This window comes from Sphingomonas sp. Mn802worker (genome assembly GCF_000382485.1).
Taxonomy (GTDB): Bacteria; Pseudomonadota; Alphaproteobacteria; order Sphingomonadales; family Sphingomonadaceae; genus Sphingomonas.
In genome coordinates, this window is record NZ_AORY01000004.1 from 641,803 (window position 1) to 653,723 (window position 11,921).

Genomic DNA, 11,921 nt, shown 5'->3' on the forward strand with positions numbered 1-11,921 from the left:
GTATCGTCAGTCGAGCTTGCCGAGGAGGGACATCAGGTCATCGGGAACCGCTTCCTCGACCGTCTTCTGATAGACCGATCGCAGCGCTGAGCCCATGTCGCGGTTCTTCGATTGCGCCGCCGTACCCTTTTTCGGCTTATCCGGCAGCTTCTTCTCGGACGTCAACGCAAGCCCCCCAATCGCCTCCGCTTTTCGGGAGGCCGGACGAAAGAAATAACTACAGCCCTTTTCACGGGTGTGTTCCCGCGTTGGAGCGATGAAACCAAACAGCCCCTCGATGGTTCCCGCTGCGAGTGACGAAAATCTGAAACCAGGGGCATGCGTTCCGGGGGATTAAGTTGCGCGTTTGAAACGGGCAAGCGCCGATCCGGTGCCCTTGCCCAAGGGAGGGCTTTCTACACATGTCGTTGGGTCAACAACTCGCACCGCATCTGCCGTTTCTGCGCCGCTACGGTCGTGCGCTCACCGGCAGCCAGGTGCAGGGCGACCGTTACGTGCGCGCCACGCTGGAGGCGATCGTGGCTGCACCGGAAGAGTTTCCGCGCGATGTCGATCCGCGGTTGGGTCTGTACCGGACCTTTCAGGCGATCTGGAGCTCGGCGCATATCGAGGAGAATGTTGACGCAGGCAGCGTCGACGACTCCGAGGCGATCGCACGCGCGCGGCTTGCGCGCATGAGCCCGCTGTCGCGTCAGGCGTTGTTGCTGACCGCGATGGAAGGCTTCACGCCGGAGGACGCGGCCTATCTGATCGATGCCGACACGCAGCGGGTCGAGGAGCTGGTCAACGAGGCGCTTGCCGAAATCGAGAAGCAGACACGTGCGCGCGTCATGATCATCGAGGACGAGCCGATCATCGCGATGGATATCGAGAGCATCGTACGCGATCTCGGCCATGACATCACCGGAGTGGCGGTGACCCGCGACGAGGCGGTCGCGCTTGCGATGGAGGATCGTCCGGGGCTCGTGCTGGCCGACATCCAGCTCGCCGACGACAGCTCGGGAATCGATGCGGTCAAGGATATCCTTGCTGAATTCAACGTCCCCGTCATCTTCATCACCGCCTTCCCCGAGCGGTTGCTGACCGGCGAGCGGCCCGAGCCGACCTTCCTGATCACCAAGCCGTTCCAGCGCTCCACCGTGAAAGCGGCGATCAGCCAGGCGTTGTTCTTCGACCAGAGCACGGTTCCGGCCTGACTGGCGCAACATCGTCATGGTTCGTTCGTTCGATACGGACCCAAAACGGTTCAGCGGGGTTGAGCGACCATGACGAATGATGACGGACGTGTTCACGTGGAAACCGATCAGGCGCGCGGTGCGTCGACCCCTGGCGTCGGGCGTTATGTCCTGGGCGTATCGCTGGTGCTGATCATCGTGATCTTCGCTGCACTGCTTCTGTTCTGATCGGAGCGATCTGGTGTTCGCAGGGGTGGCAAAGCCGGCTGACGGTGACTATCTTGGACAGGCTGACGCGCCCGCTGGCGGTGCGAAGCCTTTGCAACGGAGCGGCATGACCCAGACCCCAGTGAGTGCGCAAGGCACGGACGGCGGTCCGCCGGTCGAGCATGTTTCGCTCTCCGATCCTGAGTTCAAGGCGCAGCTGGCGCAGGTTATCCCTCATCTTCGTGCGTTCGGTCGCTCGTTGTCGGGCAACCGCGACCTGGCCGATGATCTCGTGCAGGAAACGCTGTTGAAAGCCTGGGCGGCACGCAAGCGCTTCCAGGCCGGCACGAACATGCGCGCTTGGACTTTCATCATCCTGCGCAACCTGTTCCTGTCGCAGATGCGGCGTGCGCGCTTCAAGGGCGAGTGGGACGATCTGGTCGCGGATCGCGTACTTGCCGCACCGGCAAGCCAGGACAAGCATGTCGAACTCGCCGACATGCAGCGCGCGTTGATGCATCTGCCGCAGCCGCAGCGGGAGGCGCTGATCCTCGTCGGCGCAGGCGGTTTCGCATATGAGGAAGCAGCCGAAATCTGCAACGTCGCGGTTGGCACTATTAAGAGCCGGGTTGCGCGTGGCCGCGTCGCGCTTGAAGCGCTTCTTAGTGACGGCACACTGAAATCTCGACGCGATCACGAGAGTGATAACGGGCGCTCTACACTCGACTCGATCATGGGCGAAGTTGACGTGCTGGCGCGCGAGCGTTGACGTGACGGCGGTGGCGGCAGGGTGCCGCCACCCTTTCTAAGATACCTGCGCCGGTCATGTGGTTGAGTGAAATCAGTGGCTTCGGTCGGCATATCGCTTGGCCGGTCGTTGACCGTGATGACAACGCTACGAGTTGACGGCGGTGACCTGACGCGCGCTATGCGTGGCCGATGAACCGTTCCGTTGAAAGCGCCATCGCACGCGCGACCGCCTTCGCGCCATTTCTATCCGGCCTGATCGCGCGTGAGGCTACTGACGACGTGCTGCTCGGTGACATCGAGCAATTGCCCGTTTCCAGACAATTGCGGATCAGGCGCCGCCGTGTTGCCCGCGAGGTCGCGATTGGCGACCTCTCCGGTGCGCTGGATCTAACCGCTGTCACGCAACGTCTGACGTGCTTCGCCGATGCGAGTCTCGACGCCGCGATCCACGCCGCCATCACGGAGCGAACACCCGGCGCGCCGGTACTCGGCTTCGCTGCGCTGGCACTCGGGAAACAGGGCAGCTTCGAGCTCAATTACTCTTCCGATATTGACCCGATCCTGATCTATGATCCCGCGACGCTACCGTGCCGGCCACGCGAGGAGCCGGGCGACGCGGCAGTCCGGATCGCGCGCCGCGTGCTCGAATTGTTGCAAGCGCGCGATGCCGATGGCTACGTTCTTCGCGTTGACCTGCGCTTGCGTCCATCGCCCGAGATCACGCCCTTGGCGGTGCCGGTCGAGGCTGCCATCGCCTACTACGAGTCACAGGCATTGCCGTGGGAGCGTGCCGCCTTCATCCGAGCGCGGGCGGCGGCGGGTGACCTGGCGCTGGGGCAGCGGTTCCTTGACACGATCCGTCCATTCATCTGGCGTCGCAGCCTCGATTTCGGCGCGGTGGGAGAGATCCTCGACATCACGCGGCGCATTCGCGACCACCATGCGCAGGGACAGGCGTTCGGACCCGGATTTGATCTCAAGCGCGGCAGGGGCGGCATCCGCGAGATCGAGTTCTTCGCGCAGATACACCAGCTGATCCACGGCGGACGCGATCCCGCGCTTCGCGCGCCCGCGACCCGCGACGCACTCGCCGCGCTCGCCGCCGCCGGCCGTATTCCTGCGACTGATGCTGAAGCGCTGATTGCGGCCTACACTCTGCTGCGAACGATCGAGCACCGCGTGCAGATGATCGATGATCGCCAGACGCACGCGTTGCCGCACGGCGACGCGCTCGACGGCGTGGCAAAGCTTCATGGACTGGCCGGCAGACAAGCCCTGCTCGATCTGCTGCGGCCGCACGTCGAACAGGTCGCGACGATCTTCGACCGCTTGGCGCCTGACGCGCGCAGCGACCTGCCGTTCGACCAGCCCGCGCTGGTCGGTCGATTGAGCGACACCGGCTTTACCGACGCCGGTGCGGTCGCTGCCCGGATCACTGACTGGCGCGATCGGCGCTACCCCGCGCTGCGCAGTCCCGCGGCGCAGTCCGCGCTGGAGGCGGTGTTGCCCGATCTGGTCGCTGCTCTCGCCGCTGCTCCGGTACCCGCCGCCGCGGTCGAGCGGCTCGACCGGGTGATCGAGCGATTGCCGAGCGCGATCAACTTCTTTCGCCTGCTCGAGGCGCAACCCGCGCTGACTGCGCTCGTCGCGCGCGTGTTGAGCCACGCGCCGACGCTGGCGGAGGAACTGGCGCGCCGTCCCGACCTGCTCGACGGATTGCTCGATGCAAGTGCGCTCGACCGCCCCGGCCCGATCGAAGAGCTTGCGCGATTGATGCGCCGGGTCGAGCCGGACGCCGACTATCAGCAGATGCTCGATCATGTCCGCCGCGTCGTGGGCGAGCAACGCTTCGCGCTCGGCGTGCAATTGGTCGCCGCCGCGGCCGATCCGTTGCAGATCGCGCAGGATTATTCGTCGGTCGCCGAGGCGGCCCTGCTGGTGCTTGCCGAGGCGACGGTGGACGAGTTCGCGAGCACCCACGGACGCGTGCCCGGCAGCGAGTTGCTGATCCTGGCGCTCGGCCGCTTCGGCGGCGGCGCGCTCACCCACGCGTCCGACCTCGATCTGATCTTCCTGTTCACCGGCGACTTCCTCGCCGAATCGGATGGTCCGAAGCCGCTTGGCGCGACGCTCTACTACAATCGGCTGGCGCAGCGGGTCGCCGCGGCATTGTCGGTACCGACTGCCGCTGGACCGCTCTACAAGGTTGATACGCGGCTGCGACCCTCGGGAGCGCACGGACCACTCGCGGTCACGATCGATTCGTTCGCGCGCTATCAACGCGAGTCGGCGTGGACGTGGGAGCATATGGCGCTGACACGAGCGCGCCCGGTGTTCGGATCGGCGAAGGCCATGGCGGACCTCGACGCCGTGATCGTTGACGTGCTGAACGGCATTCGGGCCACGCACGATGTGATCGCCGACGCGCGGTCGATGCGTGCCGAGATGGCGGCGCACAAGCCGCCGCAAGGACCGCTTGATGCCAAGCTGCTATCCGGCGGGCTGGTTGACCTGGAGTTCATCACGCATGTCGTGCAGTTGACGACACACGATGGGTTCAACCCCGACCTGGGCGAAGCGCTCGATCGGCTGATCGCCGACCGGCACGTGCCGGCGAGCCTGCGCGACGCGCACGACCTGCTGACGCGCCTGCTGGTGACCGCACGTCTCGTCGCACCCGACCTGGCCGAGCCGCCTGCCGAAGCGACGCGCGTGCTGATCGCGCAGGCGTTGCGATTGCCCGACTGGGCAAGGGTGCTTGCCAGCTTCGCGGCGGTACGCGAGGAGGTCGCGCGGTGCTGGCAGGAGTTGGTCGATGAATGAATTACCTGATGTGGCGGCGACAGGTGTCGATGACCAGCCGTTGCGGCTCACCGACCTGCCACGCCCGCTCGTGATCTATTTCTATCCCAAGGACGATACGCCCGGCTGCACGCGCGAGGCGCAGGACTTTTCCGCATTGTCCAAGGACTTCGCCAGCGCGGGCGTCCATGTCCTCGGCATCTCGCGCGATACCGTCGCCAAGCACGCGAAGTTCACCGCCAAGCACGACCTTCGCGTAGCGCTGGCCAGCGACCTCGACGGACAGGTCACGGAAGCGTTCGGCGTGTGGGGCGAGAAGCAGATGTACGGGCGAACCTATATGGGGATCGAGCGCGCGACGTTCCTGTTCGACCGCGACGGCAAGCTGGCACGCGCGTGGCGCAAGGTGAAGGTGCCGGGCCATGCCGCCGAGGTGCTTGCGGCCGCGCGCCAGCTTTGACCTCGATCGCACATGCCTGCCGCGAGGTGCTGACGACCGCGGCGCCGGTCGCAAAGCTGAAAGCCGCCCGACGGGTCGCACGCGCGTGGAGGAAGGGTGCGCTCGATCATGCGTTCGACGTCACGATGCCAACCAAGCCGGCCTGGCCGCCACGTCCCGAGCTGCTGCCGCCGGGCAAGATGCCGAAGCGCGGCAAGGCCGGATCGGAACGCGGCCGCATCGCGCTGCTCCACGCGCTCGCGCACATCGAGTTCGTCGCGGTCGATCTGGCGTTCGACATGGCGGGACGGTTCGGCGCGGCGTTCCCGCGCGCGTTCGTCGACGACTGGATCTCGGTCGGCGCGGACGAGGCGATGCACTTCGCGTTGCTCGACCGTCGATTGCGTGCGCTCGGCTCCAGTTACGGCGCGCTGCCCGCGCATGCCGGCCTGTGGGAAACGGCGGCGCGCACGGCAGATAACCCGCTCGCCCGACTGGCAGTAGTGCCGATGGTGCTGGAAGCGCGCGGGCTCGACGTGACGCCGACGACGATCACGCGATTTCGGCAGGGCGGCGACGAGGCGGGCGCGCGCATCCTGCAACGTATCTACACTGACGAGATACGCCACGTACGATTCGGCACGACATGGTTCGAATGGGCGTGTGCAGCGCAAGGATTGAACCCGCCGGCGCACTGGCGCGCATTGATCGAGCGACACTTTCGCGGGCTCGTCCGGCCACCGTTCAACGACTCGGCGCGCACCTTGGCCGGTCTGACGCGGGAATATTGGGGCGGACTTGCCTCGGAATGACACATTGCGCCACAAAGCTGCCATCAGGACGGGCGGGGGGTCCCTACCGATCCAGGTTCATTCACGCGGGCGGGCGCCGACCCTGACGGGCGGGCGTGCGGCTGATCGATCGACGATGGGGTTTGATGATTAAGCTCGCTTTGACGTCCGCTGCGGCGGTGGTGACGGTGGTAGGTCTCACACTCTCAGACGCTGCCGCTGCCGAGGCGCCGGCCGGTTTCCAGCCGGTTGCAGCGACCCAGGGCGCCGTTCCCGCCGGCGGTCCGCTCATCAGCGCGGCGAGCCCGGAGGCACGTAGCGACATCGCCGCCGACGCGCAGTTCCGCTCGCTGTTCATGAGCTGGAAGAAGCTCGACGGCGGCAACACCGGCGCGATCGCGATTCCTTCGGTTCAGCCGGTATCGAGCCTCAAGTTCACCAGCAACTTCGGCATCCGCTCCGACCCGTTCCGCGGCACTGCGGCGATGCATGCGGGTGTCGACATTCCTGGTCCGATCGGCACGCCGATCTACGCCACCGCCGACGGCATCGTCAGCCATGCGGGGCGCCAGGGCGGCTACGGTAATCTGGTTGAGATCAACCACGGCAAGGGGATCGCGACGCGCTACGGCCATCTGTCGCGCATCATCGTCGCCGACAATGCGCGCGTGAAGCGTGGACAGCTAATCGCGCTGATGGGCTCGACCGGCCGCTCGACCGGCTCGCACCTGCATTACGAGGTCCGCATCGACGGTCACGCGGTCAATCCGGTGCCCTTCCTGACCACCGCCGATTACCTGCTCGCCGCGCAGGATCGCTCGGTCGGCATGATCCCGGTATCGACCAGCGGCCCTGCACCGCAGGATTGATATCAGAGCCATATGAACCTCAACTTTCTCAACTTCGCTTTGGTATGAGGCACAGGCGGGGTCGGTTGCGGGTGCAGCCGACCCCGCTTACATGTCCGTCATGGCAACGCTCGCATCCGATATCGCATTGACTCCCGCCGCTGCGGCGCGGGTGTCCAGCATCGCCACCAGACAGGGCAAGCCCGCGATCCTGCGTTTGTCGGTTGAGGCGGGGGCTGCTCGGGTTTCCAGTATAAATTCGGTTTCGCTGATGCGCCCGATGCCACCGACACGATAACGGAAACCGATGGCGTTCGGCTGGTAGTCGATGACGTCAGCCTCGATCTGGTTCGTGGTTGCGCGGTTGATTACGTCGAGTCGCTTGGCGGCGCGTCGTTCCAGGTGAGCAATCCGAACGCAGCGTCCGGCTGTGGTTGCGGGACCAGCTTCTCGGTGTAAGGCTGTGACGGTGAAAATCGTCACCTATAACGTCAACGGGATCAAGGCGCGGCTCGAGCGGCTGGTCGAATATCTCACCGAGCAGCAACCCGACGTGGTGTGCCTGCAGGAGCTGAAATCGTCCGACGAGACGTTCCCGGAGGCCGCGATCCGCGACGCCGGATACGGTGCTGTGTGGCACGGACAGAAAGGCTTTAACGGCGTCGCCGTGCTCGCGCGTGGGCAGGACCCCGTCGAGCGCCAGCGGGGGCTGGAGGGTGAGCCCGAGGATGAGCACAGCCGCTACCTCGAATGTGAGGTCGACGGGCTCGTCGTCGCCTCGATCTACCTGCCCAACGGCAATCCGCAGCCCGGCCCCAAATTCGACTACAAGCTACGCTGGATCGACCGCTTGCGCACGCGCGCGCAGGTGCTGCTCGACAGCGAGGTGCCGGCGGTGCTGGCGGGTGATTACAACGTCATTCCCAACGACGACGACACCTTCTCCGTGTCCGCCATGGCGAGCGACGCACTGATGCAGCCGGAAAGCCGGCAGGGCTATCGTGCGCTGGTGGCACAAGGGTGGACCGATGCACTGCGCAGTCGGCATCCGCGCGGCGGCGTGTGGACGTTCTGGGACTATCAGGCCGGCGCGTGGCAGCGCGATGCAGGGTTTCGTATTGATCACCTGCTGCTCAGCCCGGCGATGGCCGACCGATTACAGGACGCTAACGTCGATAAGGCGTATCGCGGTCGCGAAAAGGCGAGTGATCATGCGCCGACCTGGGTACAGCTGTCATGAGGTGCATACACGCTCTGCTACTGGTGGTGTGTGCAGCGGGGGCCGCGCCGGTTGCTGCGCAGCAGCGCGACGATGAACGCTTCTGCCCCAATCGACCGAGCCTAGGCTCCAGCGGATGTACGACCTTGCCGGGGCAGGTTCAGGTCGAGATATCTGGCGTGGATTGGCAGCTCGACAATAATTCCGACGAGCGTGTCGACATGGTCCGTTTCGCCGACACGCTTGCACGGATCGGCGTGGGGCCGAAGACAGAGGTGCAGGTCGGGTGGAGCCCGCAGGTAATCGAGCGGTCACGCGACAAGGCCAGCGGTGCGATTTCGCGCGTGTCGGGCATCAGCGACCTGACGCTCGCGGTCAGGCAGAACTTCACGCATGCCGACGGACACGGACTGTCGACGGCGATCCAGCCGTTCGTCACCTTGCCGACCGGGCGCGGCGACATTAGCGACGGAACGTGGTCTGCGGGCGCGGTCGTGCCGGTCGTGTACGAGGTAAACGACACCTGGAGCCTCGGCTTCACGGGCCAGGCGGCGGCGCAGGCCGACGAGGATCGCCATGGCCGCCATCTCGACGCGAGCGGGATCGTCGAAGTCGGCTACACCGTCTCTTCCAACGTTACCGCGTTTGGTGACTTCATGCTCGAGCGCGACAACGATCCGATGCAACACGTCACGATGGCGCAGTTGGCAGGGTCGCTGGCGTGGCAGCCGACCAAGCGGACGCAGTTGGACGTGTTGGCGGTGGCGGGACTCAATCGAAACACACCCGATCTCCGGCTTGCGGTTGGCGGCGCGTTCGTGTTTTGACGCCACTTATCGGTGGGAACCGCGGGTAGTTGGTGTTTTATGAGGGTGGTACAGCTGCTAAGTCGTTGATTTTGCGTAACCGGGTGTTTGGCACGGCTAATGCACTTACCTGCTCGACGGCACTGAGCCGTCGGGAGAAGTGCCATGAAGTCGACCATCATCCTCGCCGCGCTCGCTGCTTCACTGACCGGCGCTGTCGCCAACGCCGAACCCAAGTCTCCGCCGCCGCCCGCTACCGAGATGCCTGCGCCAACGCAGGCAGTCAGCCCCGACCAGCGTTATTGTATCGACAGCGAGACGACAGGGTCGCGCCTCCGTCACCGTGAATGCCACACTGCGGCGCAGTGGAAGGTGCTCGACGTTGACGTCCTCGCCGCGGCGAAGCGGTGAGGCGGATGACCGGCGCGCCGACGGGGTGCGCCGGTACTGTCGGGGGGGGCGGCCTTAAAAGCGCGATCGCCTACAGCGTGCGTTCGTAGACCTGATAGACCTTGTTGACCTTGCTTTCGATCGCGGTCGCGATCGAGTTCATGCCTTGGTTGTCATCGAGCACCCAGCCGATCTCACCGCGGCGAGCGCCGTAATGCTCAACCGACGCCTTGCGGATCGCTTCGATCATCATGAAGGCGAGCTGGCTGGCGAGGCGCGAGGATTGCAGTTCCTTGCGCACGCCCATCAGCGGCACACGCATGGTGCGCACTTTTGGTTTGCGCAGCCACAGTAGCAGCTTGGCCCAGCCGAACGGCAGCAGCGAACCGTTCAGCGGCTTGATCGCTTCGTTCAGGTCGGGCAGCGTGATCATGAACGCGACCGGCTTTCCGTCAAGCTCGGCAATTCGGATCAGGTCGTTGAACACGATTGGCTTGAGCTTGACGCCGACATCCTTGATCTCGGGCGGGGTGAGGGGGACGAAGCCCCAATTGTCCGACCATGCATCGTTCAGGATGTCGAGGATGATCGCGGCTTCTTCCTCGAACTTTCGCTTGTTGACCTCGCGAATGACAATGCTCGGATTCGCCTCGCCGGACCTGATGATGCGTTTGACGAGCTTCGGGAATTCCTGTGTGATGTCGAGGTCGTAGGTGATCAGCTGCTTGGCCGGCGCGTAGCCGGCGCGTTCGATCCAGCCGCAATACTCGGGCTTGGCGTGACCCATCATGATCGTCGGGGGATGGTCGTAACCCTCGATCAGCAGGCCTGGCTCTTCCCAGATCGACTGCGAGATCGGGCCGAGCGCGCGGGTCATTCCCTTAGCCCGCAGCCAGTCTTCCGCGGCGGCGAGCAGGCCCACAAAGGCGTCCTCATCCTCCGCGTCCATCAGCCCCCACTGACCGACGCCGGGTCCGAAGCCCTGCGCCGCGGGCATGGTGAGCGCGAGCGTATCGATGTGCGCGGAAATGCGGCCGACTACCCGATTACCACGGTGCGCGAGAAACAACTGCACCTCGGCGTGGCTGTACCAGCCATTCTTCTCCGGCGTGATGAGGCCTAGCGCCTCTCCCTTCAGCGGCGGAACCCAGTTCGGGTCGTCGCGGTAGAGGCGGAACGGCAGGTCGACGAAGGTTTTGCGGTCGCGCTTGCTGGTGACCGGGGTGATGCGGAGAGGGTCGGACATAAACCGGAAATAACCGGCGCGATCGATCATGGCGAGTGAGCATTTGCGCCGCATCGTGGCAGCGCGCGCCTGTTACGGTCACCGTGTCGCCACTATATTCGGTCTATGGAGCAAGCCATGACCAGCATGACCCTAGACCGTGCGTCCGCCGCGGCCGCGAGCGTTCGCGTGCGCATCCCCGACGACAAGGCGATGCTGCGGGCCGCCGCGGAGCTGACACGAGACCTGGTGCAGCCGCGTGCCGGCATCTACTGGGCCGATCTGATCGCGTCTTCGGTGGTCGGTTATGGCGCATTGGCGTTGGCAATCGGCACCGCTTCGACTGCGGTGATGATCGTCGCGGGTGTCGTCTCGATGCTGGCGCTGTACCGCGGCATGAGCATGATCCATGAGTTGACGCACGTGAAGCATGCGCAGTTGCGCGGCTTTCGTGCCGGGTGGAACGCGCTGATCGGCGTGCCGATGATGATCCCGTCGTTCATGTACGAGGGCGTCCACAACCTGCACCATGCCAAGACACGCTACGGCACGTCGGAGGACCCGGAGTATCTGCCGCTTGCGCTGATGAAGGCGTGGACGTTGCCAGTGTTCGTGGTCGTGTCGATGCTTGCGCCCGTCGGGCTGCTGATCCGCTACGCGGTGCTCGCGCCATTGTCCGCTGTGTCGCCGCGGCTGCGCACAGCGGTCGTGTCGCGCTACTCGGCGCTGTCGATCAATCCGTCGTTCCGCCGCCGCATGCCCGAGGGCGAGGAGCGCGAGCGCTGGGTCCGGGCAGAAGCGGCGACTGCCGTGTGGGCGATTGCCTTAATCGTGCTGACGGCAACGGGCGGGATCCCGTTCAAGGCGTTTGCAATCTTCATGGTGGTGGGTGCGGGCGTTGCGCTGATTAACCAGGTGCGTACGCTCGTCGCGCATTTGTGGGAGAATGAGGGCGAGGCGATGAGCGTCACGGCGCAGTACCTCGACACTGTCAACGTGCCGCCGCCCGCGCTGCTGCCGGTGCTGTGGGCACCCGTCGGCCTGCGCTATCATGCATTGCATCACCTGCTGCCGGGCCTGCCGTATCATTCGCTGGCGGAGGCGCATCGCCGGTTGTCGAAGGTGCTGGAGCCCGCTTCCCCCTATCACAAGGCAAGCTACAAGGGCTTGCCCGCGCTGGTCGGCAAACTGGCCGTAGCGACGATCCGGCCGCGCTGATTGCAACAGCTTGGCTAAGAAAGGTCGGCGTCTCGGACCGAGACGCCGGCC

General features: G+C 65.0%; 13 protein-coding genes and 1 pseudogene. 12 read left to right on the forward strand and 2 right to left on the reverse strand.

Going from position 1 to position 11,921, the window contains the following annotated elements; genetic code table 11:
- Positions 1–6: 6 nt before the first annotated feature.
- Positions 7–165 (reverse strand): NepR family anti-sigma factor, encoded by a 159-nt coding sequence (locus SMN802W_RS18725; RefSeq protein WP_019516143.1) that lies wholly within the window; start codon positions 163–165, stop codon positions 7–9.
- 236 nt (positions 166–401) lie between these two features.
- Between SMN802W_RS18725 and SMN802W_RS0106755 the strand changes: the two genes are divergently transcribed.
- From SMN802W_RS0106755 to SMN802W_RS0106805, 11 genes and pseudogenes are all read left to right on the forward strand, one after another.
- The gene (locus SMN802W_RS0106755) at positions 402–1,196 is read left to right on the forward strand and encodes a response regulator (RefSeq protein ID WP_019516144.1); all 795 of its coding nucleotides are present in this window, start codon (positions 402–404) and stop codon (positions 1,194–1,196) included.
- Positions 1,197–1,265: 69 nt separating this feature from the next.
- Complete coding sequence (locus tag SMN802W_RS18570) at positions 1,266–1,403, forward strand: hypothetical protein (protein ID WP_019516145.1); 138 nt, start codon at positions 1,266–1,268, stop codon at positions 1,401–1,403.
- A gap of 106 nt (positions 1,404–1,509) precedes the next feature.
- On the forward strand, positions 1,510–2,151 hold the full coding sequence (locus SMN802W_RS0106765) for a sigma-70 family RNA polymerase sigma factor (protein ID WP_037523211.1): 642 nt from the start codon (positions 1,510–1,512) through the stop codon (positions 2,149–2,151).
- A gap of 170 nt (positions 2,152–2,321) precedes the next feature.
- The gene (locus SMN802W_RS0106770) at positions 2,322–4,955 is read left to right on the forward strand and encodes a bifunctional [glutamine synthetase] adenylyltransferase/[glutamine synthetase]-adenylyl-L-tyrosine phosphorylase (protein ID WP_019516147.1); all 2,634 of its coding nucleotides are present in this window, start codon (positions 2,322–2,324) and stop codon (positions 4,953–4,955) included.
- Complete coding sequence (locus tag SMN802W_RS0106775) at positions 4,948–5,394, forward strand: peroxiredoxin (RefSeq protein ID WP_026325842.1); 447 nt, start codon at positions 4,948–4,950, stop codon at positions 5,392–5,394. The genes SMN802W_RS0106770 and SMN802W_RS0106775 overlap by 8 nt, the downstream gene beginning before the upstream one ends.
- Entirely contained in the window at positions 5,391–6,185 is a 795-nt protein-coding gene (locus SMN802W_RS0106780; RefSeq protein WP_019516149.1) for a ferritin-like domain-containing protein, read from the forward strand. The genes SMN802W_RS0106775 and SMN802W_RS0106780 overlap by 4 nt, the downstream gene beginning before the upstream one ends.
- 125 nt (positions 6,186–6,310) lie before the next feature.
- Positions 6,311–7,033, forward strand: a complete 723-nt coding sequence (locus tag SMN802W_RS0106785) for a M23 family metallopeptidase (protein ID WP_156818744.1) — start codon at positions 6,311–6,313, stop codon at positions 7,031–7,033.
- 100 nt (positions 7,034–7,133) lie between these two features.
- A pseudogene (erpA, locus tag SMN802W_RS17865) lies at positions 7,134–7,471 on the forward strand (iron-sulfur cluster insertion protein ErpA).
- Between the two features lie 10 nt (positions 7,472–7,481).
- A complete protein-coding gene (xth, locus tag SMN802W_RS0106795; RefSeq protein ID WP_026325843.1) occupies positions 7,482–8,252 on the forward strand; it encodes an exodeoxyribonuclease III in 771 nt (256 codons plus the stop codon).
- A gap of 158 nt (positions 8,253–8,410) precedes the next feature.
- Positions 8,411–9,058, forward strand: a complete 648-nt coding sequence (locus SMN802W_RS0106800) for a transporter (RefSeq protein WP_019516153.1) — start codon at positions 8,411–8,413, stop codon at positions 9,056–9,058.
- 144 nt (positions 9,059–9,202) lie between these two features.
- Positions 9,203–9,448, forward strand: a complete 246-nt coding sequence (locus SMN802W_RS0106805) for a hypothetical protein (protein WP_019516154.1) — start codon at positions 9,203–9,205, stop codon at positions 9,446–9,448.
- A gap of 70 nt (positions 9,449–9,518) precedes the next feature.
- Here the strand turns inward: SMN802W_RS0106805 and SMN802W_RS0106810 are convergent, their stop codons facing one another.
- Positions 9,519–10,703, reverse strand: a complete 1,185-nt coding sequence (locus tag SMN802W_RS0106810) for a hypothetical protein (RefSeq protein WP_019516155.1) — start codon at positions 10,701–10,703, stop codon at positions 9,519–9,521.
- 87 nt (positions 10,704–10,790) lie between these two features.
- Here SMN802W_RS0106810 and SMN802W_RS0106815 point away from each other — a divergent pair, with 87 nt between their 5' ends.
- Positions 10,791–11,870, forward strand: a complete 1,080-nt coding sequence (locus SMN802W_RS0106815) for a fatty acid desaturase (protein WP_019516156.1) — start codon at positions 10,791–10,793, stop codon at positions 11,868–11,870.
- Positions 11,871–11,921: the final 51 nt, after the last annotated feature.

Bases quoted from the DNA above. Each gene is read 5' to 3' on its own strand.
- SMN802W_RS0106755 (WP_019516144.1), top strand. From the start codon at position 402: ATGTCGTTGGGTCAACAACTCGCACCGCATCTGCCGTTTCTGCGCCGC.
- SMN802W_RS18570 (WP_019516145.1), top strand. From the start codon at position 1,266: ATGACGAATGATGACGGACGTGTTCACGTGGAAACCGATCAGGCGCGC.
- SMN802W_RS0106765 (WP_037523211.1), top strand. From the start codon at position 1,510: ATGACCCAGACCCCAGTGAGTGCGCAAGGCACGGACGGCGGTCCGCCG.
- SMN802W_RS0106770 (WP_019516147.1), top strand. From the start codon at position 2,322: ATGAACCGTTCCGTTGAAAGCGCCATCGCACGCGCGACCGCCTTCGCG.
- SMN802W_RS0106775 (WP_026325842.1), top strand. From the start codon at position 4,948: ATGAATGAATTACCTGATGTGGCGGCGACAGGTGTCGATGACCAGCCG.
- SMN802W_RS0106785 (WP_156818744.1), top strand. From the start codon at position 6,311: ATGATTAAGCTCGCTTTGACGTCCGCTGCGGCGGTGGTGACGGTGGTA.
- SMN802W_RS0106805 (WP_019516154.1), top strand. From the start codon at position 9,203: ATGAAGTCGACCATCATCCTCGCCGCGCTCGCTGCTTCACTGACCGGC.
- SMN802W_RS0106810 (WP_019516155.1), bottom strand. From the start codon at position 10,703: ATGATCGATCGCGCCGGTTATTTCCGGTTTATGTCCGACCCTCTCCGC.
- SMN802W_RS0106815 (WP_019516156.1), top strand. From the start codon at position 10,791: ATGACCAGCATGACCCTAGACCGTGCGTCCGCCGCGGCCGCGAGCGTT.